This window comes from Pseudalkalibacillus sp. A8 (assembly GCF_045920555.1).
Classification (GTDB): Bacteria; Bacillota; Bacilli; order Bacillales; family Fictibacillaceae; genus Pseudalkalibacillus.
On the sequence record NZ_CP174509.1, the window covers coordinates 2,890,387 to 2,916,112 of the forward strand.

At 39.8% G+C, this 25,726-nt stretch carries 21 protein-coding genes and 2 pseudogenes; 19 read left to right on the forward strand and 4 right to left on the reverse strand.

The window, feature by feature from the left end; translation table 11 throughout:
- Positions 1–334 precede the first annotated feature (334 nt).
- Together ACJROX_RS14855 and ACJROX_RS14860 are read left to right on the forward strand one after the other, a co-directional pair.
- Positions 335–769: a VOC family protein gene (locus ACJROX_RS14855; RefSeq protein ID WP_408011455.1), complete on the forward strand. Its 435-nt coding sequence runs from the start codon at positions 335–337 to the stop codon at positions 767–769.
- A gap of 452 nt (positions 770–1,221) precedes the next feature.
- Positions 1,222–1,674 carry a transposase gene (locus ACJROX_RS14860; RefSeq protein ID WP_408011670.1) on the forward strand — a complete coding sequence of 151 codons (453 nt, stop codon included), beginning with the start codon at positions 1,222–1,224 and terminating at the stop codon, positions 1,672–1,674.
- Here the strand turns inward: ACJROX_RS14860 and ACJROX_RS14865 are convergent.
- A complete protein-coding gene (locus ACJROX_RS14865) occupies positions 1,604–2,731 on the reverse strand; it encodes a M20 peptidase aminoacylase family protein (RefSeq protein ID WP_408011456.1) in 1,128 nt (375 codons plus the stop codon). The genes ACJROX_RS14860 and ACJROX_RS14865 overlap by 71 nt on opposite strands.
- Before the next feature lie 2 nt (positions 2,732–2,733).
- On the reverse strand, positions 2,734–3,555 hold the full coding sequence (locus tag ACJROX_RS14870) for a MurR/RpiR family transcriptional regulator (protein WP_408011457.1): 822 nt from the start codon (positions 3,553–3,555) through the stop codon (positions 2,734–2,736).
- 116 nt (positions 3,556–3,671) lie between these two features.
- Between ACJROX_RS14870 and ACJROX_RS14875 the strand changes: the two genes are divergently transcribed.
- Together ACJROX_RS14875 and menC are read left to right on the forward strand one after the other, a co-directional pair.
- Positions 3,672–5,111: a YfcC family protein gene (locus ACJROX_RS14875; RefSeq protein WP_408011458.1), complete on the forward strand. Its 1,440-nt coding sequence runs from the start codon at positions 3,672–3,674 to the stop codon at positions 5,109–5,111.
- Complete coding sequence (gene menC, locus ACJROX_RS14880) at positions 5,112–6,221, forward strand: o-succinylbenzoate synthase (RefSeq protein WP_408011459.1); 1,110 nt, start codon at positions 5,112–5,114, stop codon at positions 6,219–6,221.
- Between the two features lie 105 nt (positions 6,222–6,326).
- Here menC and ACJROX_RS14885 read toward each other — a convergent pair whose 3' ends face one another.
- On the reverse strand, positions 6,327–6,455 hold the full coding sequence (locus ACJROX_RS14885) for a hypothetical protein (protein WP_408011460.1): 129 nt from the start codon (positions 6,453–6,455) through the stop codon (positions 6,327–6,329).
- A 285-nt stretch (positions 6,456–6,740) separates the two neighbouring features.
- Here ACJROX_RS14885 and ACJROX_RS14890 point away from each other — a divergent pair, with 285 nt between their 5' ends.
- From ACJROX_RS14890 to ACJROX_RS14930, 9 genes and pseudogenes are all read left to right on the forward strand, one after another.
- On the forward strand, positions 6,741–8,105 hold the full coding sequence (locus ACJROX_RS14890) for a sigma-54 interaction domain-containing protein (protein ID WP_408011461.1): 1,365 nt from the start codon (positions 6,741–6,743) through the stop codon (positions 8,103–8,105).
- Positions 8,106–8,246: 141 nt separating this feature from the next.
- Positions 8,247–8,442 (forward strand): annotated as a pseudogene (locus ACJROX_RS14895) (aspartate aminotransferase family protein); the annotation flags it as partial.
- A 24-nt stretch (positions 8,443–8,466) separates the two neighbouring features.
- Positions 8,467–9,888: a YfcC family protein gene (locus ACJROX_RS14900; protein ID WP_408011462.1), complete on the forward strand. Its 1,422-nt coding sequence runs from the start codon at positions 8,467–8,469 to the stop codon at positions 9,886–9,888.
- A gap of 19 nt (positions 9,889–9,907) precedes the next feature.
- Positions 9,908–11,062, forward strand: a complete 1,155-nt coding sequence (locus ACJROX_RS14905) for a M20 family metallopeptidase (RefSeq protein WP_408011463.1) — start codon at positions 9,908–9,910, stop codon at positions 11,060–11,062.
- A 59-nt stretch (positions 11,063–11,121) separates the two neighbouring features.
- Positions 11,122–12,093 (forward strand): threonine/serine dehydratase, encoded by a 972-nt coding sequence (locus tag ACJROX_RS14910; RefSeq protein WP_408011464.1) that lies wholly within the window; start codon positions 11,122–11,124, stop codon positions 12,091–12,093.
- An 86-nt stretch (positions 12,094–12,179) separates the two neighbouring features.
- The gene (locus tag ACJROX_RS14915; RefSeq protein WP_408011465.1) at positions 12,180–13,295 is read left to right on the forward strand and encodes a mandelate racemase/muconate lactonizing enzyme family protein; all 1,116 of its coding nucleotides are present in this window, start codon (positions 12,180–12,182) and stop codon (positions 13,293–13,295) included.
- A 116-nt stretch (positions 13,296–13,411) separates the two neighbouring features.
- Positions 13,412–14,548 (forward strand): aminotransferase, encoded by a 1,137-nt coding sequence (locus ACJROX_RS14920; protein WP_408011466.1) that lies wholly within the window; start codon positions 13,412–13,414, stop codon positions 14,546–14,548.
- A gap of 455 nt (positions 14,549–15,003) precedes the next feature.
- Positions 15,004–15,150 (forward strand): annotated as a pseudogene (locus ACJROX_RS14925) (DNA repair protein RadC); the annotation flags it as partial.
- A complete protein-coding gene (locus tag ACJROX_RS14930) occupies positions 15,126–15,656 on the forward strand; it encodes a M20/M25/M40 family metallo-hydrolase (protein WP_408011467.1) in 531 nt (176 codons plus the stop codon). The pseudogene ACJROX_RS14925 and the gene ACJROX_RS14930, both read left to right, overlap by 25 nt.
- A 96-nt stretch (positions 15,657–15,752) precedes the next feature.
- Here the strand turns inward: ACJROX_RS14930 and ACJROX_RS14935 are convergent, their stop codons facing one another.
- Positions 15,753–16,490, reverse strand: a complete 738-nt coding sequence (locus tag ACJROX_RS14935) for an IclR family transcriptional regulator (RefSeq protein WP_408011468.1) — start codon at positions 16,488–16,490, stop codon at positions 15,753–15,755.
- A gap of 171 nt (positions 16,491–16,661) precedes the next feature.
- Here ACJROX_RS14935 and ACJROX_RS14940 point away from each other — a divergent pair, with 171 nt between their 5' ends.
- From ACJROX_RS14940 to ACJROX_RS14965, 6 genes are all read left to right on the forward strand, one after another.
- On the forward strand, positions 16,662–17,534 hold the full coding sequence (locus ACJROX_RS14940) for a dimethylarginine dimethylaminohydrolase family protein (RefSeq protein WP_408011469.1): 873 nt from the start codon (positions 16,662–16,664) through the stop codon (positions 17,532–17,534).
- 20 nt (positions 17,535–17,554) lie between these two features.
- Positions 17,555–18,316 (forward strand): dimethylarginine dimethylaminohydrolase family protein, encoded by a 762-nt coding sequence (locus ACJROX_RS14945; protein WP_408008472.1) that lies wholly within the window; start codon positions 17,555–17,557, stop codon positions 18,314–18,316.
- 116 nt (positions 18,317–18,432) lie between these two features.
- Positions 18,433–19,761, forward strand: a complete 1,329-nt coding sequence (locus ACJROX_RS14950; protein WP_408011671.1) for an amino acid permease — start codon at positions 18,433–18,435, stop codon at positions 19,759–19,761.
- Between the two features lie 99 nt (positions 19,762–19,860).
- Positions 19,861–21,507 (forward strand): M20/M25/M40 family metallo-hydrolase, encoded by a 1,647-nt coding sequence (locus ACJROX_RS14955; RefSeq protein ID WP_408011470.1) that lies wholly within the window; start codon positions 19,861–19,863, stop codon positions 21,505–21,507.
- Positions 21,508–22,446: 939 nt separating this feature from the next.
- Positions 22,447–24,378, forward strand: coding sequence for a sigma 54-interacting transcriptional regulator (locus tag ACJROX_RS14960; RefSeq protein ID WP_408011471.1), 1,932 nt, complete (start codon positions 22,447–22,449; stop codon positions 24,376–24,378).
- 344 nt (positions 24,379–24,722) lie between these two features.
- Complete coding sequence (locus ACJROX_RS14965; protein ID WP_408011472.1) at positions 24,723–25,697, forward strand: hydroxyacid dehydrogenase; 975 nt, start codon at positions 24,723–24,725, stop codon at positions 25,695–25,697.
- Positions 25,698–25,726 lie beyond the last annotated feature (29 nt).

Genomic DNA, 25,726 nt, shown 5'->3' on the forward strand with positions numbered 1-25,726 from the left:
AAATAAATGATATATGATATGGTTTTCCATCAAAATTGCGCTCTATACGTAATGAATTCCAATTGAATTCAGAGAACTTCAATTCTATCCTCCTTAGCGGGTAGTTATTATATTCACTATTATCATGGGAACTTACGTTCTATTTTGCAAATCAAGTGTTCTTATATAATTAGACCTATTTTTAAGTGAAGAAGGGATTAAAAGGGTTTATATTGAATTCTAGGTTATTCCAGAAAAGGGCCAGATCGTATTATAAGGTCAACCAGTCATTTCTGGTTGGCATTTTTCATGGTTTAATAGGGGTAGCCGGAGTATAAGAAAAGGTGGGGTTTCTATGGCAATGACAAAAGGGGTAAACCATGTAGGGTTAAGCGTAACGAATTTGGAGGAAACAAAAGATTTCTTTGTAGAGATCCTTGAATTTCAAGTATTAAAATATGTGGAAGGTGGACATGCTTTTGTCACTGATGGGGATACGATAATTACCTTATGGCAAACAGCGGAGGAGAAAGCAGATGTAAAAACAGCAGGTTTACATCATCTTGCTTTTCAGGTAGAATCTGTGACTGTCTTGCGCAAAATCGAAGAGCGAATGAAACAAAAAAATATTCGCCTGCAATTTGACGGCATAGGCGTACGGGGGCAGGAAGATGGGTTTATTGCACTTTTCTGTTATGAACCAAGCGGAATTCGCATTGAATTAGCTACATCAGAAAAAGACCTGTTAGGGGATATTCCCATCATTGGCGGCTGCGGTGCGTTAGATTAACAGAAAGAATAATGTGGCCTTTGCTGCGAGGAATCAAATATATCTATTTCAGGTGAATAGCCAGAGGAAACATTTGCTGAAGCACTTCAAAAAGTGTGGGAAAACCCTGAGCCGAAATTGCAGCATCTTTCTTCAAGGAGTACAGGCGGTGTAATTTTGTGCTGATGGCAGCTACGTGTTCCCACCACTCTGCCGTTTGATAAAGATGTATCAAAATTATCTGGTTGGAGCTCCTTTTAGAAAGCTTTTTTACTTTACCTTCTGTAACTAACAGGTTACGTTAGTACAATAAGAAACAGTCTTAAATATATCAAACGAAAACGAATACCTCTGGCTATGAACAAAGCTACAAGATTTACGAATGTAAAGATTGAACAGGGTGCCCACTAAAGCCTCAATGTACAAAAGCCAAAGGACATCGTCAGGTACATATCAATCCTGTATATGAGTAAATAAAAGCAAAGGCAAAAGCAGCCCTTGAATGTGAAACCGGAGCTTCGATCTATGCTCGGCGTAAAGTAGAAGTAGAAAGCGTGTTCGGTCACATCAAGGACAATCGGTCGTTCTGCAGATTTTCCTTGCGGGGGATTAAGAAAGTCCATACGGAGTTTGGAATTGTGGCATTGACACACTTCTTGAAAGTAGCAGGCATCCTCCTCGCTAATTTTAGAGATAAAGCCAAAAAAGGAAAGCAGATAAAGAGAAACACTTGGTTCTGTTTATCTGCTTTATTTAAGGGACTTTTCGACAGCCCCTTTGTTTCATTCCTGGCAGACAGAGTTGGTATTCTAAGGTTTATAATAAATGTTGTTACACGTTATGGGGAGACTTATTTTATAAACCGTATGTATTTAGTACAGCTCTATACAATATATTCACTCCATGCATCAGTGCTTGATCATTAAATGTCATATGAGGGTGATGTAATCCTGGCTTCAAGTCACATCCTAGTCCTAGCATAGTAGCTTTTAAGGAAGGTCGTTTAATAGTGTAAAAATGAAAGTCATCTCCTCCAGGAGTGACTAGTGGTTGATCAATATTTTCCTCCCCAAGTATTTCGCCAATCGATTTTTTCATAATTACGATTGCTTCTTCATTTGTTTTCGCAGCTGCAATCTGGTCTGTATTAGATATACCTATTTCCACATCATACAAATTTCTAATAGCATCAAATATCCTATTTACTTTAGTTTCGAGTTCTTCCATTAGTTCGTTATTTTGTGCTCTTAAATCCAAGGAAAAGGAAGCATTTCCTGGTATGATATTGGCATTTTTCCCCCCAGCCTGAAAGTTAGTCATCTTGACAGAATGTGGTACACGGGGATCCAGGTGGATCTTGTTAATCATATTGACAATTTGTGCTCCAATTTCAATGGCGTTTTGGTTCTGATGTGGCCTTGCTCCGTGTGCATCATGGCCTTTTAACTCAACATTGTACATTTTAGCTGCCCCATGGACTATCACAGGGGTAGCTCTTCCCATTTTCGTTTCTTGTTCCGGTCTTAGATGGATACCGAATAAATAATCAACGTCATCAACAACTTCTTTTTCTACCATTTTTAACGCTCCAGCACCTTTTTCTTCAGCCGGTTGAAAGATCAATTTAATAGCGACTTTATCCTTTAACCCTTCATTTTGCTCCAATCTCCACAGCAGCCCCAGTACCATTGCCATGTGGGCATCATGGCCACATGAATGATTCGCTTGAAATTTTCCATTAACCTCCTGCCATAAGGCATCGATATCTGCGCGAACTGCCACAACAGGAAGCCCCTTATTAAAGTTTCCGTATTTCCCCATGACCCCCGTACAGTCCTTAAAGGTTGTAATGTCACATCCACTGTTTTCTAACAAGGATGAAATATAATTAGTGGTTTTTACCTCTTCCCAACTAATTTCAGCGTGATTGTGTAAATATTGAAAAGTATCTTTTACTCGTTGTGCTATCGTTTCTACTTTCATTACTATTCGCCTTCCTTTATGAAAAATTTATATGTAGATCGAATTTTTCCTCGATCCTCTACTCTTTGAATCATTTCATGCAGCAAGGAATTGACCAGTGAAAGTGTGACTGGACCCTTGCTCAATAGAGTTTTGTTATTCGAGTTAATAGGAATCACCAGATCTGCAAATTCCACAATTGGGGATACCCTGGAATCTGTGATTGCTACCACCTTGATCCCTTTGCTTTTAGCCTCCTCGGCTAATCGAATGGTATCCAGTGCATACCGATAGAAAGAAAAGATGACAATGCATGCTTTTTCAGGTAGCAAATCAAGTAATCCAGCGTCATTCTCAGGGCGGTATAAAACTGCATTTCCTAAAGTGTAATTTAAATTAAAATACATCCAGTGGGCATATGAAAACGAATGATAATAACCGGCTACCACTACTCTTTCACTATTGATAATGGTATCTACGACTTGTTCCATTTTTTCTATTTCTAGATGTTCCATATTGTTTCTTATATGGGCTATATCTGTACTCATGCTTTTGGAAAAACTGTTGGTTTCACGAATGTCTTCATCATAAATTTCATTTGTTTGTTTTAGATCTAATAGGTGCTTTCGTACTTCTTGTTGTAAATCACTGTAACCTGAATACCCGATTGTATGGCAAAATCGGATCACCATTGTTTCACTGACACCAATAATACTTCCCACTTTTTTTGCTGGATGTATAGCGAATATCATTGGTTCTGATAACAAGTGATCTGCTACTTTTTTTAACCCTTTGGTCAAGGTTGGAAAATTTTTGTTGGTCTGAATTAAGTATTTCGGCTGCATATGCTCCCTGCCTTTTTAAAGTTTTTGCAATATTTAGTATTGAATTAAAGTATAAACTTTATTATAATCTACTGCAAGTAAAGTTTTTTGAAAAATCTAACAATGGGAGGATAATTATGAATGAAGAGGAAATGAAGAACGAAAGGCATTACAATCCAATAAGCAAGCGAAAAAAACTAGTATTACCCGATGCTTACGTCATTTTATTTGGGATATTAGTATTGGCTGCACTGCTCACTTATCTCATTCCAGCAGGAAGTTTTGAAAGAGAAACGACGGAATCAGGAAAATCTCTTATTATACCTGGCAGTTATGAAAGAATCGAACAGCAGCCGACAGGCTTTATCGAACTGTTCCGAGCTATACAAGATGGAATGGTACAAGGTGCTAGTTTAATTTTTTTAGTGTTAATCATCGGTGGGGCATTTGCCGTTATTGAATCCACCGGGGCTATTGACGCCATGATCATGAAAACCATCAAAAAAACCAAAAATAAAGAGTATTTGTTAATTATTTTTGTGTCATTGGTATTTTCTATTTTTGGCGGATTAGGAATTATCGTTAATGCTGTTATTGCTTTTATTCCTATCGGGATTATTCTTGCGCGGTCTATGAAAATGGATGCAGTAGTCGGGGTGGCCATCATTTATTTAGGGGCTTATTCGGGATTTTCCATCGGTTTTCTTGATCCTTTAACCACAGGGTTTGCACAACAAATTGCAGGACTCCCCTTATTCTCTGGTATTGGTTACCGTATTCTTATATATATTACTATCTGGTCAGTTACGGTCGCTTATATATGGTGGTACGCCAATAAAGTAAAAAAAGACCCTTCGAAAAGTGTTTTAGGAATCAATAGATTTCCAAATTACAATGAAAAGAGTATGGAAGATGCTCCATCCGAATTAACTGGCATACATAAGTTAGTGGTGACCTGGTTAGTAATTGGAATTAGTACTTACGTTTTTGGAGTGTTCCAATTAGGATGGTCTTTGAATGAAATGGCTGCTATGTTTATCGTAATCGCAATAGGTACTGCCATTATAGCTAAAATCAGTGCTAACGATTTAGTGGCAGAATTTATGAACGGGGCAAAAGGAATCGTTTATGGAGCCTTGATTATTGGTATGGCAAGATCCATTGTAGTAGTACTTGAAAATGGCATGATCTTGGATACCATTGTGCAGGCTATGGCTGTAGTCATGGAACCTTTTTCGAATGTTACAGGAGCAATCATTATGTTTATCGCTAACGGAATATTTAATCTGATTGTTTCATCTGGAAGTGGACAAGCTGCAATAGTGATGCCAATCATGACACCTTTAGCAGACTTGATGGATGTCCCTCGACAAGTTGCTGTCCAAGCCTATTCCATGGGGGATGGTTTTACCAATATTATTACTCCACTTTCTGGGGTCTTGATGGCAAACCTGGCAATCGCAGGGATACCATGGACGAAGTGGATTAAATTTGCTTTTCCATTAGTCATTATTTGGTATGTAGTAGGGGTCATATATTTGAGCATAGGTGTTTTAATGAACTGGGGGCCAATATAAATGAAGATTAAGGAAATCAACTTATATAAAATCAATATGCAAATGAAACATCCTTTTACGACGAGTTTTGGTACGGAGTATGATCGTATATTTATATTAGTGGAAGTGAAAAATGATGAAGGGTTATCCGGCTGGGGAGAGTGTGTAACCTCAGATCGTCCGTTATACATCGAAGAATTTACGGATGCCAGTTGGTTAATGTTAGAGAAATACTTAGCTCCCCTTGTATTGCAGGATGATATCAATCACCCGGAAGATTTGCAAGATAAATTCAAAATTTACAAGCGAAATCATTTAGCTAAAGCTGCAATTGATGAGGCACTATGGGATTTATATGCTAAATCTAAAGGGGTATCATTGGCAAAAGCTTTAGGCGGTGAAAAGTCTTCTGTTGAAGTGGGTATCAGTTTAGGTATTGAAGATAATGTTGATGACTTGCTCACTAATATCCAAAAAAAGACTGAAGACGGTTATAAGCGGATAAAAATAAAAATTAAACCAGGTAAAGATCTAGAAGTTTTAGAAACGGTAAGAAATGAATATCCAGATATTCCATTAATGGTGGATGCGAACTCTGCCTATAATTTGGAGGATCTCAATCTATTTAAAGAAATGGATCGATATAATCTAATGATGATAGAACAACCGTTAACTGCGGGAGACTTGCATGACCATGCCAAATTACAGCGTGAAATAAAGACACCGATTTGTTTAGATGAAAGCATACATTCCTATGAAAATGCAAAACAAGCCATTGAATTAGGCAGCTGTAAAATTATTAATATGAAAGTTGGTCGAGTAGGTGGATTAACGGAAGCTGTAAAAATCCATCAACTATGTGAAAAGGAAAATATCCCATTATGGTGTGGCGGAATGCTTGAATCTGGTATTGGACGGGCTCATAATGTTGCGATAGCATCACTAGCGGGCTTTACTCTACCTGGTGATACTGCCTCTTCCTCTAGATATTGGGAAAAAGATGTGATTAAACCAGAAGTTGTTGCAAGAAATGGAACAGTTACGGTGCCCGACAGTCCAGGTATTGGATTTCAGGTTAACAAGGAAGAGATATTAAGCCATACAGTTGATAGTACGAAAATCTGTTCATAAATTTTTATTTATAATAAATTTGGTACTTGGGCACGAGAGGTTCTTGTAAAAATAACTAAAGCCACAAACGTTTGCATCAACGTAAACGTTTGTGGCTTTTTAAGTTCATGAAAGGTACTGCCTTATCGCTTCATTGACAAGGCGGGTCTTCTTGCCTTTTTCTTTCCCTGCCTGCTTGTCCAGCTGTTTGATGATGTCGTTCTCTAAGTCAAGAAAACGCCTTGTTTCAGGCACCGAGCCTTCACAAGCCGACTATATCAACGCTTTGCTTATGATATAGCACGCTCTTTGGATTGTTTTATTTCTTGACGAATCCAAACGATTTCTAGTGAATGTGATTAATGTTGAGCAAATATGACACATAGCCTATAATTATAATAATTCAAAATAGAATAAATTATTTAATATTTAATAATATTGAAAAAGTTTTATTATGACGGGCTCTAGGGGTATTTTTAAAAAACAAGTTATTTAAATATGAATCGTTATCTAGGTAAGATCAAGATTGGGGGCTAATCTATGAATCAAAAAAATTGGGATGAATATGAAGCAATTCTCCACTCTTTAAAGGATGACATATTGGTTACAAACGTTAAAGGTATTATTTTAAAAGTTAGTGAAGCAACATGCAAAATATATGGAGTGAATTCAGAGGAACTTATTGGAAAATCAGTTTATGACCTTGAGAAGGAAGGGTTATTCACTCCACTTGCTACACCAATGGTTATTAAGCAAAGGAAAAAAGTAACCTTTATCCAAACTACAAATGATGGTAAAAGGTTACTCGTCACAGGCGTTCCGGTCTTTGATAAAATGGGTGTTCTTGTGAGGATTGTCAGCTACTCGCATGATGTCACCGAGCTTATCGAAATGAAGAAATATTTGGCTGAGATGGAAAGTGAAATGGAGCTTGTAAAAAGGGAGCTCGAAATGTTCCGGAATCGCAATATAGTTAGCAAAGGACTAATCGCCAAAAGTAAAGAAATGAAAAGTGTGATCAGTATGATGTTGCAAGTAGCTGCAGTAGACGTAAATGTTCTCTTGCTAGGTGAAACGGGTGTAGGTAAATCACATATAGCAAAAACAATCCATCGGAATAGTCCACGAAATAAGGGGCCTTTTATTGAAGTTAACTGCGGTGCGATTCCCGATAACCTCTTTGAAGCGGAGTTTTTTGGGTATGAATCAGGGGCGTTTACAGGAGCAAACAGAGGTGGAAAACCTGGATTGGCCGAACTTGCGAATGGAGGCACCTTACTCTTAGATGAAATTGGAGAACTTTCCCTATCAAATCAGGTTAAGGTATTAAAGTTCATTCAAGAAAAGCAATTCTACCGAGTTGGAGGTACGAAAATGAGAAAGATAGATTTTCGCCTCGTTGCAGCAACTAATCAAAATTTAGAGAAAGCAGTTGAACAAAAAAAATTTCGTCAGGACCTCTACTTTCGTTTAAATGTTGTACCAGTTACAATCCCACCACTGAGGCAAAGAAAAGAGGATATTATCCCCTTAGCTGAGCACTTTGTCAAAGTCTATTCAAAAAAATACAATCGTCAAAGGTTTTTAGAAGAAGACGCAGTGCAACAGTTGTTGATTCAAGAATGGGCAGGAAATGTCAGGGAGTTAATCAACCTGATCGAACGGATTGTTGTAACATCTCAATCGCATCTTATTAAGTTGAATGATTTACCGCTATCCTACCGTCAAGTTACTCCTTCTATAGAACCGTTTCATGAATCGCTACCAAAAACGCTCGAACAGGTAGAGAAACATATACTTCAAAAGGCGAGAGCCAAACATAAAACAACTATTCAAATCGCCAAGTATTTAGGTATTAGTCAACCCTCAGTAGTAAGAAAATTAAAAAAATATGAAATTGAGTGAAGTTGGTACGAAACTTGCAATTATAAATTAGTAAAAATAAGCGTACAAAGGTACGTGTAGTTGAAAGGGGATCAATACCATTGACGAGTTGGAATCATCTTACTAATACATATCAAATCTGCTTGCTCCAAGTATGGCCAAAATGGTAAGGGTGTGTTGCAAATTTTAAATTATGCACTTGATAAGGGTGTTTTGTTTTATCTTTGGGAATTCAAGCGAAGTTATTCGGATGATCCCCCCTTTAGGTGTTACTCAAAAGCAAATTGACAAGGGTCTTCATGTGTTAGATCAAGCATTAACAAGGTACCAACAGGAACCATTGATCAATCATCAATAAAAAACAATTGAAAGGAGTGATGGGATGGAAGCTTTAAAAGAACCAATTGAGGAGAAACAGAGAGGTGAAAAGGAAACAACAGGAATAAATGCATTTGTATTGTTATTCAGTGTCATCGTCATTGCAGCCATTTTGACGTACATTGTGCCCGCTGGACAGTATGAAAGGGTTGAACAGGATGGCCGAGAAGTCATAAATCCTGATTCGTTTCAATTTGTAGACTCGAACCCAGTTAATTTTCTTGGGATATTCAAAAGTATACATCTTGGGATGTTAGAAGGGTCGAGCATCATTTTCTTTGTCTTTATTATAGGTGGAGCTTTTGGAATACTGAACGCTACAGGAGCTTTGGATGCATTAATCGTTCTACTGACAAAGAAATTAGCCAATCGTGAGAAATTACTGATTCCAATATTAATGCTCTTTTTTGCAGCTGGTGGATCTTTAATGGGGATGGCAGAGGAAACGTTGGTCTATATTGGGATTTTGGTCCCTCTTGCTATTGCGTTAGGGTTTGATGCGATTATCGGTCTATCTATCGTTTCTCTGGGGGCATCCGTTGGTTTCACTTCTGCAGTTATGAATCCATTTACAGTTGGAGTTGCCCAAGGTATTTCTGATCTTCCGACATTTTCTGGAATCGCCTTTCGTTTAGTTTTATTTGTGGTCCTTTATTCCGGTGCTGTTTTTTTCGTATATCGTTATGCAAGTAAAGTTAAGAAAGATCCTGCATTAAGATTCTATGGAAACTTCAAACCGGGAGAACAAGATAAGACACTCAAAACTAAAACCAAAATGGAAACCAAACATAAATGGGTCTTGATCACGTTCTTAGTGAATTTTCTTGTTCTTGTATTCGGGGTCTTAAAATTTGGTTGGTATATTACAGAAATAGCCGGGTTGTTTTTGTTATTCGGTATTTTGATAGGGATTGTTGGGAAACTGTCAGCAGGTACAATAGCGGATAGCTTTATAAAAGGGGCCTCAAGCATGACTGGTGGAGCCTTGATCATCGGGGTTGCACAAGCCATTCTTGTCATTTTTACGACGAGTGGTCTAATGGATACGATTCTTTATTATGCATCCAACGCCATTGACCAAGTTCCAGGTGCTCTAACGGCCATCGGCATGTTTTTCTTACAGTTATGTCTGAACTTTCTCGTTCCTTCCGGAAGTGGACAAGCTGCATTAACGATGCCCATCATGGCCCCTTTATCCGATCTCGTCGGCGTCACTAGACAAACTTCGGTTTTAGCTTATCAATTAGGAGATGGAATTTCGAACATGGTTTTCCCGACGTCCGGCTTTTTCATGGCTGGGCTCGCATTAGCCGGAATTCCTTGGGGGAAATGGATTAAATGGGTCTTTCCATTCATATTATTCCAAATCGGAGTTGCAGTCGTTGCCTTGGTTGTAGCACAGGCAATCCAGTACGGCCCATTTTAAGCGAAGAGGAGAATGTATGATGAGTACATCAGTTATGTCTTCAAAGTTATTAGAACAGGCCATTCAGGATAGAAGATATTTACACGAACATCCCGAATTATCGGGTGAGGAATATGAAACGTGTGCTTATATTCGTTCCCGCTTAGAATCATTAGATATTGAAATTTTAGATTATCACCCTCCGAGTGTAGTTGGTTTCATTAAAGGAATAACAGGAGAACGGACGATTGCATTAAGAGCGGATATAGATGCGCTTCCAATTGAAGAAGAAGGCAACAAAAACTACATTTCAAAAAAGTCAGGAGTGGCCCATGTATGTGGGCATGATGGGCATACCGCGATTTTATTGGCCGTTGCGGAGTGGTTGTCTAAAAACCGGAGTGAATTTGAATCGGATGTTATGCTTATTTTTCAGTCATCAGAAGAAGTAACCCCATGTGGAGCAGATCTTCTAGTTAAACAAGGCATCCTTCAGGAGGTAGATGCGATCTTTGGAATTCACTTGTGGCAAGGTCTTAAAAAAGGGAAAATCGGGTTATCTCACGGCCCTATGATGGCTTCGGCCGATGATTTTGAAATTATAATTGAAGGAAGCGGGGGTCACGGCTCGATGCCGCATGAAACGGTTGATCCCGTGTACATTGCGACACATGTAATCCAGGGATTGCAGTCGATTATCAGCCGAAAGCTGAATCCGTTAACACCCGGGGTCATTTCAATCGGAAAAGTTGAAGCCGGGACGACATACAACATCATTCCTAATTCCGTAAGACTAAGTGGGACGGTTCGTGGTCTGACGTATGCATCTGTTAAATTACTGCGAGAAAACATTAAAGAACTGACTAAAGGAATTTGTACAAGCTTCGGGGCGAAAGGGGAGGTCAGCTATATTATAGGAACGCCTCCTCTTGTCAATGATTTAGAACAGAGCGGTTTTGTAGAAAAGGTTATTCGCAACCATTTTGGAAATGAAAAATTTGCGTTAGTCGAACCGGTAATGGGCGGGGAGGATTTCTCTTATTATTTATTAAAAAAGCCTGGGGCTTTTGTGTTCGTTGGTATGGGAGGTGAAAAGAGTTCCTTTCCGCATCACCACCCTAAGTTCGATATTGATGAGGATGTTATTCCCGATGCGATAGAGCTGTTTATCCAACTTGTAAAAAATTTCAAGTAGAATATTTGTTCAGAAAGAGTCATTCTTACGAACATAAAAAAAGTTATGGAGTGATCAATGTGCAACTTAACGTAACCTTCCAAGATGTTTTAAAAGCGAATAGAAGGCTAAAGGGAAGAGTCAATGAAACACCACTTATTCACTCAACTATTTTATCGAAAGAAGTAGATTCAGAGGTTTGGTTTAAAATGGAGAGCTTACAAAAAACCGGGTCTTTCAAAGTCAGGGGGGCTTTAAACAAACTAGATTCATTAACAGAGGATCAATTACAAAAGGGTGTAATCACCGCATCAGCAGGGAACCATGCACAAGGTCTAGCCTATGCTTCCTCTTTGAAAAACGCTTCCGCAAAGATTGTTGTTCCTGAAACCACGCCAGAAACAAAAAGACAAGGAATTGTTAGACTCGGAGCTGAGCTTATTGTATATGGAGCAAACTATGATGCAGCTGAAGAGTACGCACTTCAAGTAGCGAAAGAGACTGGCCTAGTCTTCGTCAACGCATTTGAAGATGATGATATTATCGCAGGTCAAGGGACATCCGCATTGGAAGCCTTTTTGGAAGAACCCGATTTTGATGCAGTCATCGTACCAGCAGGGGGTGGTGGATTGATTTGTGGAGTCGCACTTGTCGCGAAGGCGGTCAATCCAGAAATCAAGGTCATTGGCGTCCAGACTCATGCTTCACCTCCATGGTATTACTCCTTTAAAGCTGAGAAACTTGTACAGGTTGAATACCAGGATTCTCTTGCAGAAGGTCTTCATGGTGGGATAACACAAGGGAACTTGGATCTTGCATTAAAAATTGTCGATGATTTTGTATTGGTCGAAGAGGAAAGTGTTGCAAATGCGATGCATTGGATGGCTAAAGATCATCACTACATGACCGAAGGATCTGGGGTGGTTGGTGTCGCTGCACTTCGTGATGGATTGTTACCTGAATTGAAAGGGAAGAAGGTATTAACGATTATTACAGGTAGTAACGTTGATTTTACCAAATTAACCGAAGTGGGAAGGACAGTTGTGGTATGAAAACAGCAAGATAGGTTGGCTACTCGGTATGAACGATTGGAAGTTCACCTCTTATGAAAGTGAGAAGTAATAGGGAGAATGTTCTAATGAAAATTAAAAAAGTTGAAGTGTTTGCTATTCGTTTACCGTTAAAAGAGCCTTTTGTCATTGCTTATGATCAATATGATGATATGCCTACCATCGTTACAAAAATATCAACAGACAATGGTTTAGTAGGTTGGGGTGAAGCGGTTCCTGATCAACATGTTACAGGAGAAACCTGGGAATCTACTTTTCAAGTGATTCAGCACGAATTAGGCCCATTAATAATAAATAAATGTCCTTTCTCAGTTGATCTCATTCATAAAAAAATGAATGAAAAAATTTTCGGTGCACCAACTGCTAAAGCAGCGATCGATATTGCTTTGTATGACCTGATGGGCAAGGAAACAGGACTTCCTCTTTATCAATTGATTGGTGGTAAGTCCAATTCTTTACTAGATATACCGCGTGTTATCAGTATTAAAACGCCAGAAGTAATGGCTGCTGATGCTAAGGCGGCTGTTGAAGCAGGTTGCCAACATATCAAAATAAAAGTAGGAAGTGATCCATCCGAAGACATCAGACGCATTAAATCAGTTCGAGAGGCTATTCCTAAAAAAGTAAAGATTAGGGTCGATGCAAATCAAAGTTGGAGTGTGACTGATGCGATCTATGTGATTGAAAAAACGAAGGATTGTTTGGTCGAATGGTACGAACAACCTGTTGGGGCAGATGACTTATTATCTTTACAAGAAATCAGGCATGCTACCAACGTGAACATCATGGTGGATGAAGGGGTTCACAACTGTCATGATTTGTTAAAAGTTTACCAATTACGTGCAGCAAATCTGTTGAATATCAAGTTGATGAAAACTGGAGGCATTTACCCAGCTTTAGCACTGACAAGCTTAGCCGAGGCAGCTGGAATGGTGTGTCAGGTTGGATCGATGGTAGAGTCTGCGATCGCTACAATGGCTGGAGCTCATCTTACCATTTCAAGATCCATCATTCAGACGAATGAGATGGTTGGTCCTCTTATGTTTTCCAGGGATATAGGATCCATTCGTCTTGACCATTACGTATTAGAGGTTAGAGAAGTAGCAGGACTTGGTGTCGAGGTCGATGAAACGGCTATAAAGGAATTTTCAAGCGATTATTATTTAATAGAGGATGGTCGTTAAGACCAGCGCAAACAAGACTAAAGGTTTATTAACGAGAATGTTGCTTCCTTCGGCTCTTTATATCATCCTTTTTTGAATATACACCCAAAAGAAAATATATTGAAAGGGGTAATAAAATGAAAATCAAAAACTTTGCGATTGAAGAATGGATGAATAAATATGAACAAGATGCTGTATACAATATGGCTGAAACATGTGTAGATTCATTAACAGTAAATGAGTTAGTCTCGATCAACGGGGATGAGCCTGAGCAATTTTTACGAACACTCCTAAACAAAAAACTTACTTACGGTTATATTGAGGGCTCTCCTGAATTTAAAGAACAAGTTTCAAAGCTTTATAAGAACCAGTCACAAGAAAATGTGTTAGAAATGAATGGGGCAATAGGCTCGAACTTCCTTGTACTGTATTCTCTTGTGAAACCAGGGGATGAAGTAATCTGTGTTCACCCGACGTATCAACAACTTTATTCTGTTCCAGAGTCGTTTGGAGCAGAGGTTAAACCTCTGAAGTTACGACCGGAAAATGGTTATCTACCTGATTTAGAGGAGTTGACATCCCTTGTCACGGATAAAACGAAAATAATTATCATTAATAATCCGAATAACCCTTCAGGAGCAATAATGGGGGAGGGCTGTTTACGGAAAATTGCAGATATCGCACGTTCTGCCGATGCGTATGTTTTATGCGACGAAGTTTATCGAGGGCTCGTGCAAGAACCGGATCAGACTGTCCCATCGATGGCTGATCTTTATGAGAAAGGGATTAGTACCGGCAGTATGTCAAAAGCACTATCTCTTGCTGGTTTGAGATTAGGGTGGATTGTAGGACCTAAAGAAGTAATTACGGAAAGTATAAAGCACCGGGATTATACAACAATCAGTTGTGGAATGATTGACGACATTCTAGCAGTCCATGCATTAAAGAATTATGACAAAATCATGGAACGCAACCTAAAGATCATAAGGGAAAACGCGAAAATTCTTGATGACTGGGTTAAACAAGAACAAGCCATCAGTTACGTAAAACCACAAGCCGGAACAACAGCAATTTTAAACTATGATTTCGATATGACATCAGAGGAATTTTGTTTAGGTTTGTTTAAAAAGAATGGTGCCTTCTTAGCTCCTGGTAGTTGTTTTGAATTAGAAGGAACAGTAAGAATTGGCTATGCATGTGATTCCCAAGTGTTAAAAGAAGGACTAGCAAAAGTATCCGAATATATTGAGGAATTAGCAACAGTAAAAAGCTGAAATTCGTTTAAATAAGTTGGTCCAGACAATCAAAAGTTAAGAGACAAATCTTAAAGATAGAAAATCTCCGTGGAGTAATTTTGCCCCACTGTTTTATGCATAAGCTATACTTAAACAAGTACTAAATCAACTCTAAAAAGTAGAATTCATTCAAAATATAATGAAAAAAACAAGTGGGTGGGAGAGATGATTTTCTGCTACCCGCTTGTTAAGTTCAAATTGGACACTTTTAGGATTATTGAGTAGAATAGTTCAAAAAATAAGTGCTTATAAGGGACGGCCTAAGAATTATAGAAAGAAACAAAAGCCTATTGCATGCAGTCCGGTTGTTTAAAGAATGAAATCAGAACGGTATGACGGTCCAAGAGATCTTTGATCAGCACGAAGGTGGGTAGAAGTACGTTAAATAAGTTTATTAAAGACATAAAAGTACAAAAAATATCTAAAAAGAACCATACATTATCCGTTCTCCAGAAGATGGTCCAAGAGTGGCTGCTGGATTTATCGGTGAGGATGATCGCGAAGTGTTCTTTGTGATGTGTTTTAATACGAAAAACAGAGTAGGTGCCGTTCATCGGTGTCATGTAGGTTCAATCAATGCCTGAATGCACCCGTAATATCCGTTACGAAATTCAATTGCGGCAATGTACTGAACGTCATTCCACAAACTGTAGAACTTGGTGGAACCATCCGCTCTTTAGACCCCGATAGCCGTATCAAATCGAGGGAATATCTCGAACAGATTATCAAAGGGATTACCGATGCACATGGGGCAAATTACGAAATCCAATGGGATCTAGGTTACCCAGCTATCGTAAACCATATCGATGCGGTCAACATCTCAAGAACTGTCGTCGAAGAGGTTTATGGAAAAGAAAAAAATTTAATTAATGTCGACAAACCTTTATTCGGGACAGAAGACTTTTCTTCTTTTTCCGAAATCGTTCCTACTTCGATACAGTTCATTGGTGTTCATAACAATACGTTCGGAAACGGTTATCCATTACACCACCCTAAATTCAAAATCGATGAAAAAGCGTTACAGTATGGGGTTGATTATTTTGTGAAGATCGTGGAAAAAACTGAGCGCATGCTGAATGATATGTGACCGAAAAATCCTTCAACTTGAAATGGTAAGGAGCCAGCCGTAGATTCCAGGCCAGCTCCTCACCATTTTTTAGTTCAGTAGATTCGCTACTTTCTACTAGCCTAGATACCCTAATTTTGCAGAAATCCGTTTACCCGTTTCTACAACTTTTTCAATTAGGAATTCGAGGCGGCTGTCCGTCAGGTTAAAATTGACGAAACTGACGCTTACAGCACCTTCCACTTTACCTGAATGACTCAGGACCGGTACAGCAATAGAAGATGTCCCCTCCGTTCTTTCCGAATGACTAACTCCATAACCCAATTTCTTCGTTTCACTCAAAGTCTCCCGAAGCTTCGGTCTTTCCTGCTCAGGAAGGACTTCCTCGATAATGGTATCCGCTTGTTTTTCGGGCATATTGGCGAGCATTACTCTGTTAGCCGCTCCGATATGCATCGGAATTCGTATTCCAAGTTGATCATATACCCGAATTGAACTTTTCTCGGAATCGATCCGTTCGATGATGAGAGCCTCGGTCCCTATAGGCTTGCTGAGATAGACGCTTTCCTCTACTTCGTGAACAAGCCTTTCTAGTTCGGGTCTTATTTTGCTTACATAATCCATCGTGTCATATACTTGTAGGCCATATTCAAGCCAAACCGTTCCAAGTCCATATAATTTCGTCCGCTCGTCTTGCTGGATCATTTCATGCTTGATCATTGATTTCAGCAGGCGGTGCATGGAACTGACGGGAAGTTCGCATTTTTTGGATAGTTCTGTAATGGATAGCCAGCTCTCCGTTGAATTGGATGCCAGTATTTTTACTACATTCATGGCTCGATCGATTGCTTGCATTGGAGCACCCCCCTAATACTCCTATTATACCTTTTGTCATTTTCGAAGTAAAAAAACAAATTTACAAACAATTAGAAATATATTGACATCAGTTTATCGGTTCTTTATATTAATAATATAAATTCCTTTATACGGAATAATATTCCGATCAACGGAAAAAGGGGTGAAGTTATGACGTATTGTTCATCCATGTTCAGATCGTTGGAACGTGTGATTGTAAAGCATCCAAAAGAAGCATTCATCAGCCAGGAGAATGTCAGCAAGCAATGGGAATTGTTCAATTATATCGAGGAGCCCGACTTCAATGAAGCACTACGGGAATATCAGGATTTCATATTAATTTTGGAAAAGCATGTCCCGCACATCGATTATTTGCCTGCTTCCTCTGAAGTGGGTTTGGATTCCCTCTATGTACATGATCCTGTTAAGTTCACGAAAGAAGGAGCGATCCTTTTAAAATCTGGGAAACGTTCAAGACAGCATGAAACAGAGTCATACAGAAAATTTCTCGCAGATAAGGATATCTCGATAATCGGTGAATTGATAGGAGATGCTGTTGCTGATGGAGGAGACATCGTCTGGCTTGATGATAGGACACTCGTTGTCGGGCGCGGTTACCGTACAAACGATGAAGCGATTCGCCAGTTAAGGGAAATGACTGCCCATCTTGTCGACGAATTCATTGTGGTCCCTCTTCCACATGACAATGGTGAGGAAGAGTGTCTCCATCTTATGTCGATAATCAGTATGGTGGATGAAAATCTTGCAGTCGTGTATTCAAGGCTTATGCCCGTATTTTTCAGACAGCTTTTGATCGATCACGGAATCCGCTTGATCGAGGTACCGGTCGATGAATACGAGAATCTTGGTTGTAATGTACTTGCGTTGGCGCCGCGTGTCTGCGTGATCGTTTCGGGTAACCCTTCGACAAAACAGCAGCTGATTGACGCGGGAGCTTCGGTTTATGAGTACAATGGATACGAAATCAGCTATAAAGGTACAGGCGGACCGACTTGTCTCACTTGCCCAGTCGTTCGCAAATAAACAAATGGAGGAACTCAGTTATGTATAAGAACGTTATTGTCAAGAAACCAGGGAAAAGTTACGTGAATGGTTTGACCACATCCGACCTTGGAAAACCCGTTTATGAAAAAGCGTTGGAACAGCATGATGCTTATGTTGAAGCTTTGAAAAAATGCGGTGTTTCCGTTACTTTTTTACCTGCAAATGAGGAATTTCCGGATTCGACTTTTGTAGAAGATACTGCTGTCCTGACACCGGAATTCGCTGTTATATCAAACCCAGGGGCTGTTTCCCGGAATGGGGAAACGGGAGAAATCGAAACGGCTCTTAAAAAGTTCTATGATACGTTTCATTACATAAAAACACCCGGGACGCTGGATGGTGGGGATATCCTTCAAATTGAAGATCATTTCTATATCGGTATTTCCGACCGCACGAATGAAGAGGGTGCACGTCAATTGAAAGAAATCCTAGAGTCGGAAGGCTATAAAGGGAAGATTGTTCCCTTGCAAAAGTTCTTCCATCTTAAAACAGGTATCTCCTATCTTGGTAAGGAGTTGATTATAGCTGCGGGTGAATTCGTTGACCATCCGGATTTTCAACACTATAAAAAAATCACTGTTCCACTTGAAGAAGAATATTCGGCCAACTGTATACGTGTCAATGACTATGTCATCATTCCGAAAGGGTACGAGGAGACGATCCGCCAAATCAATGAAGCCGGGTTTGAAACGATTGAACTGGAAATGTCTGAATTTCAGAAACATGACGGCGGTTTAAGCTGCCTATCCTTACGGTTTTAAGATTGATCAAATATATCTATGTGAGGGGTAGAAAGGTGGGATGAGTTTTGTTGGAACAGGTTCAAAAACAGGATGAGTTGGATCAAGGTCAAAAGCACAACCAATTAAATCGCGCCATGAAGAGCCGTCATTTGTTTATGCTGTCGCTCGGTGGTGTCATCGGAACGGGGCTGTTTCTAAATGCAGGCTTCACAATCAACCAGTCTGGAGCTGGAGGGGCCCTTCTTGCGTACTTGTTCGGTGGGTTGATTTTGTACATGGTCATGGTCTGTCTAGGGGAACTAGCGGTTTATATGCCCGTAACCGGATCATTTCAGACCTATGCTTCACGGTTCATCAGTCCATCAGTTGGCTTTTCGCTCGGCTGGATGTATTTCGTCGGCTCGGCCGCAACAGCCGGAGTGGAATTTACAGCAGCCGGCATCCTCATGCAACATTGGTTTCCGGATTCACCTGTTTGGATCTGGTGTGCGATTTTCATTGCTGTTCTGTTTTTATTGAATGCATTGACCACCCGTGGCTTTGCCGAGGCTGAATATTGGTTTGCAGGTATAAAGGTTGTTGCTGTCATTTCGTTTCTCATCATTGGTTTTTCGGCGATTTTTGGAATCATTCCATTAAATGACCGCCCACCCCCCTTTTTTGAAAATTTAGCTCCCTCGGGATTGTTCCCTGCAGGAATTGCAATTGTGTTCATTACGATGATGAATGTCATCTTCTCTTATCAAGGTTCTGAACTGCTCGGAATTGCAGCTGGGGAAAGTGAAGAACCGGAAAAAAATATTCCGCGTGCGATCCGGAATGTATTGATACGGATCATCGTGTTCTACATTGCCTCGATCGTAGTGTTGTCAGCTATTTTCCCTTCATCAGAAGTCGGTCTGCTTGAAAGCCCGTTCGTGTCGATGATGGAAATTGCCGGTATTCCTTTTGCAGCAGACATCATGAATTTTGTCATTCTGACTGCAATCCTTTCTGTCGGGAACTCTTGTATTTACGCATCAACACGCCTTCTTTGGTCGATGGCCCATGAAGGAATGGCACCGAAGATCTTCGGCCGTCTTTCAAAACGGAAAGTTCCGTTCACAGCTTTGGTTTTTACGATGCTCTTTTCGCTCTTGTCTTTATTGACCAGTTTTATGGAAGCAGATACGGTATTCGTCCTACTCATGTCGATTGCAGGGATAGCCGTTACGATTTCGTGGATGGGGATCGCTTTGTCGCAGTTCATGTTCCGCCGGACCTATTTGAAAGAAGGCGGAAAACTGGAGGATTTGAAATTCAAAGTTAAGCTTTATCCTTTTGTTCCATTGTTCTGTCTCGCTTTTTGTTCGTTCATTCTCGTATTCTTGGCGTTTGACCCGACGCAGCGTATCGGACTTTTTTATGGAGTAGGATTTTTCGTATTTTGTATGCTGTTCTATCGGTTTAAACTTTCTAGATAAATAAGCACCGAAAAATTTTGCGGATTGCCTCAGTGGCTTGAACAAAGCAGTCCAATTCAATCATATAGTTGAAAACATTTTAAAGGAGGAGGCATTTGCATGAGTCGATATTTATGGGATACGCCCGATTCACTACGTGCACTGTTATGCGAGCTTGTCAGCTGGGAAAGTCAGACATTCACGAAAGGGGAGCGAGAATTCGCTTCGAAAGTCCAAGCGAAATTGATGGAACTCGATTATTTCAAAAACAACCCTGATCAAATTACACTTCATGACGCGGGCTTCGGGCGGGATCTTGTAACGGCTATGTACAAGCGTCCTGACGTAAAGGAAACCATTGTATTGATCAGCCATTTTGATACCGTCCAGACCGAAGAATATGGTGATCTTGAGCCGCTTGCGTTCCACCCAGAAGAACTTACAAAAGAACTGTTTAAGCGCAAAGACGACTTACCGGTAGAAGTACGTAAAGACCTTGAATCGGGTAAATACCTCTTTGGTCGGGGAACGATGGATATGAAAATGGGGCTGGCACTTCACATGGCCATGATTGAAAAGGCGAGTGTTGAACAATGGCCAGTCAACCTGCTGCTGGTAACTGTTCCGGATGAAGAAGTCAATTCAGCCGGTATGCGCGCTGCAGTGAAAGAACTCGTTCTTTTCCGTGAAAAATATGATATCTCTTATAAAATGTTCTTGAATAGTGAACCGACGTTTACACAGGAGCCAGGGGATACAAAGGATTATATTTATACTGGAACGATCGGGAAGATCATGCCAGGTGCACTTTTCTATGGAAAGGAAACGCATGCAGGTGAGCCGATGAAAGGGATTACAGCGAACTACATCGCTTCTTTCCTTACTCAGCGTATGGAGTGGAATTCGTTGTTCCGTGAATCCGATCTTGGTGAAAGCACACCACTACCTGTGTCGTTGCAGCAAAAGGATCTGAAAACGCAATATTCGACACAGACACCATACCGTGCCGCAGCGCTCTATAATGTATTCATTTTTAAACGTACTGCTGATGAAGTAATAGATTTATTCGAGCAAGTTGCACAAGAAGCCGTGGCATCATGCAATTCTGCATACAAAGCTATTTGCGAAAAGGAAAACGTTGAAGGTGTTGGCACTGTACGTACGATTCGGTATGAAGAACTTATCCATTATGCAGAGAATAAGTTTGGTGCTGAATTCATTGGAAAATTAAAGGAAGAAACGTTTAAAAATACAAGTTGGGATGACCGTGAAAAATCGATAAACCTCGTCGATAAGCTGATGATCCAATGCTATGAACTTGCACCAGCTGTCGTCTTGTTTTTCGCACCGCCATATTACCCGGCTGTCAATTCATCGAGAGATCCGCTCATAATCAATTCTGTAAAATTGATGAAGGAAGTGGCCAGCCGTTTTAATGTTGAGGTGAATCAAATTCACTATTTCAATGGTATTTGTGACCTTAGCTATGTCAATTATATCGACGAAGATGATGGCTGGATCACCTATGAAGGGAATACGCCGGTATGGGGTGAAACGTACTGCATTCCATTTACCAATATGCTGCAGCTCAATGCTCCAGTTCTCAATGTCGGTCCGTTCGGAAAAGATCCTCACCAACTTACGGAGCGTCTCCATATTAATAGTGCTTTTATCCAAATGCCCGTCCTGCTTGAGAGCCTGATCAAAAGTATGTTTCCGAATCGGAAGAATGTGAGTGAGCACTCTATGATGAACAAAATTTCTTGATATAGAGGAAAGCCTGTCGGGGGCTTTCCTCTTTTTCACTAGCCTTTGATTTTATTAGTATCTTTCGCTACCGAAAATAATTACCAAAAAGATTACCAAATACCGCACGATAACCATGATGTCACCACATCATTTGCCGCTCGTATTATACGTTGTTCTAACGACTTAGATTACTGGGTAGCTACCAGTGAGAGTTTTTCCCCTTACACGAAGTTTATAAAACTCGTTATATTCTCGACCTATTCAACGGTAAAATTGTTACGTACAGGTAGATAAAGAAATATGTTATTCATAATCCATAATCAGGCGCGTGCAACAGTTCTGTTATAAATGCTTTGAAGCCTTAAAAACAGGAAGTTTACCAGACTATTTTTACAACGGAGGATAGGAATGATGGAGCCATGTTTAATCCCATCAATACTCCTGCATGCGTCAGTGCAAATTAACGCTAGAACAAAAAGGGTTTTTTATGGTTGTGTTTTAAACCACTCAAATGTAAACATCTAATGAGATTGGATTCAATTTCTATTATCTTTTAGATTTGTAGGAGTGTTTCCATACACTAAAAAAGACTTCTGTTATTGTATTACAAATTTAGTTTTTAAAGTATCGATCAAATACATCTCTTTGCAACTGGGCGGCCACCCTGATAATTTTTGGTTTTTGTTTATTGGATCAAAGGTGGCCATAAAGGAATAATTAATATTTTAAGAAAATTCTAAAAATATTGACATGATACGAAAGGATTTTTATACTTTAACAAATCATAATTCCCTTAATTGAAATTAAATTCCGATATACAGAAATTCGGACGGCTGTTAGTGATTTAATAAAATAAGATAAAACACTCAAGAATGCTTTTATTTTGCAAGAATATTTAGTGGAAAGAATTAATCAACCAAATCATAAACATTTTAGTGTTTTTTGGAGGTGATTGTTTTGATAAAAATCAAACTAGTCGTTCCGGTTCAAGGCTATATTACGGACGCTTTTGAAAGATTTGAAGAGTTCAATCTACTGGAGGAATTGGAGAATACGAGCAGTGGGACCATGAAGATTGAATTAGAGGAAGTGGTGGTTGCTGCTGATCAGATTAGGAATTTGGATCTTGATGCAGATGTAGTGATCTCAAGAGGATTGATGACCAAACTTCTGAAGGAATACAACGAATCCATTCCAATCATCGATATCCCGGTACAAGGAATCGATCTTATCAGAAGCTTGTATGATAGCAAAACACGTTTTGGAAGTAAAAAAGTAGCTGTCATCGGGGCAATGAATATGATTTATGGTGTGGAAACTCTTGCGGATATCGTTGATTTACCTATTCGGTCCTATATTTTAAATGATATCGAGTCGTCAGCCAAGTTAGTAGATTCAGCTACCAGTGATGGCTGTGAGGTGGTGATAAGTGGACTGAGTACGTGTAAATATGCTGAAGAGTTAGGATTGGGAGCCATTATAGTCGAGACTGGAAAGGAATCATTTCGGCAGGCGTTAATTGAGGCAAAGAGAGTTGCTCTCGTTAGTAGAAGAGAACAGGAGAAGGCTAAGCGTTACCAAACGATACTTAATCATGCCTATGAGGGAGTTATAGCGGTAGATTTAAAAGGGAAAATATCTGTATTCAATACGGCGGCTCAGGAAATATTAGCGATTTCAAAGGGTGTATTAATTGGAAATTCAATATACAAGATCGTAAAACAAGGAAAATTTCGTAACATGCTGCTAAGTGATGATGAATATCAGGAAGATATCGTTGTCTACCAATCCAGTCAATTATCCGTAAAAAAAGTTGGGATCTATTTGAAAGGCCAAAAAGTCGGGAATATGGTCACGTTTCAAGATGTAACAGGTATTCAAGAGATGGAAGGTAGAATTCGTAAGAAGATTTATTTACGTGGACATGTGGCGAAATATACGTTTGATGATATTTTGTTCAGAAGTTCTGCAGTCAAGAAGACGATTGAAACGGCACAACGATATAGTGAAGTGGATTCAAATATCCTTATTATCGGAGAAACCGGAACAGGTAAGGAAATGTTCGCTCAAAGCATACATAATCACAGTAAGCGGAAAAACAATCCATTTGTAGCCGTGAATTGCGCTGCGCTTCCCGAAGATTTATTGGAAAGTGAGCTGTTCGGTTATGCTGAAGGAGCTTTCACAGGCGCAATGAAAGGAGGAAAACAGGGATTTTTTGAACTGGCCCATAGAGGTACGATCTTTTTAGATGAAATCGGGGAAATCTCCCCGAAATTACAAAGCAGACTGCTGCGCGTCCTACAGGAGCGAGAAATAATGCGTATCGGTGATGATAAAGTTATCCCGGTTGATGTCAGGATTGTGGCCGCAACGAACAGGAACCTCATTCAAATGGTCAGAAACTATGACTTCCGCGAGGATCTATATTATCGCCTGAGTGTGCTTGACCTCTTATTGCCCCCTCTCCGTGAACGTAGAGAAGACATTCCGTTATTGATTAATAATTTCATTCAGGAAGGGCTTTCGGAGCAAAACCAAATTACAATGACGGATGCTGCAATGAAACGATTGAGTGAAGAGAATTGGGAAGGTAATGTTCGCCAATTACAAAATTTCTGTGAACGATTAACCGTTCTTTATGAAGACAAAGTTATTGATGTGTACGATATTGAAACGTATTTCTGGGACAAGGGTGAGGAAAAAGTACGGCTCGATCAAGAGTCGGATGGGGAATTGACATATGATAACAATCTATCCGATCGAGAACGAATTCTCCTGACATTAAAAAGGGTTCACTATAATAAAGGAAAAGCTGCTTCAGAGCTAGGAATGAGCCGCACAACTTTATGGAGAAAACTAAAGGATTGGGATATTGAAACACAATGAACGAATGAAACACTTTGTTTCATATTAGAAACGAATTGTTAACCTTATTTGCTGACCAATTGGACAACTGGTTGGCTATTTTCTTGCACCTAAGAAAAGTATAACTTTTCAGCAAAATGGAAATTGACGTTGTAGAAAAGTTTAAGTCCCTAGTAATCGCAAGGGCCATTAGGTCATCCTTTAGGGCTATGGCAACCTGCGCCAATAGCTTGACTTTTCCAAGGTTTCTTTAATTTACTGCTGATTTTAATTTTGGCACGATTATTGCATCTATAATAAATAAAGGGCTGAGGTCGTTTTCCCTTGAAAATTAAAAACCATTTTATTATGAAAGGAGGGATGACGTGAGTCAATTGGTGTATTTGCCTCAGGATATCGAGGAAGAGGGAAAAAATCATTTATTAGAAAAAGGTTACAAAATCAAAATAGGCTCTGATTTGGCTCAAGAAACTCTAATGGAAGAAATTAAAGATTGTGATGCCGTATTAACCAGATCCATGGCCGTCATTAGGAAAAATGTGATCGAAGCAGGTGAAAATCTGAAAGTTATCGCTAAATATGGGGTGGGTCTGGACAATATCGATATTGAAGCGGCTACTGAACGAGGTATATTTGTTACGAATACACCAGAGGCAAATGCGAATGCTGTAGCTGAACATGTAATGGCATTGATTCTATCTTTGTCCAAAAACTTACGGTTGGCTGACCGTGAACTACGGAATGGACATTATGGTATCCGTAACCAACCGTTCGGCATCGACCTCGAAGGAAAGACCTTAGGGATTATTGGGCTTGGAAGAATCGGAACAATACTTGCGAAAAAGGCTTATCATGGCTTTGACATGAAGATCATCGGTTACGACCCTTATGTGTCAGCCAAACCGAAACTGGAGTTCGAAGTCGTAACGGATTTGGAATGGGTATTCAGAAATTCTGATGTTATCAGCCTTCACGTTCCTTTAACGAATACAACAAAAGGTGCAATAGGGAGTCAGGAGTTTTCCTGGATGAAATCCTCAGCCTATTTTGTTAACGCTTCCAGGGGTGGCATTGTAAACGAACATGATTTAGTTAAAGCTTTGCAAGGAGGTAAAATCGCCGGAGCTGGGATTGATGTGTTTGAAGTTGAGCCTCCAGACGCAGGGAATCCTCTTTTTCAATTGGATAATGTCATTGTAACGCCTCATAATGCTGCTCTGACGAAGGAAGGTTCGGTTCGTATGGCTGTACATGCGGCCATGCAGGTTGATCAAGTTCTTACTGGTGGAAAACCGGACTGGGCTGTGAACAATCCCGACTTCAAAGGGATTTCAATCTAATTTTATCAATTGAATTATCTGTCCATTCC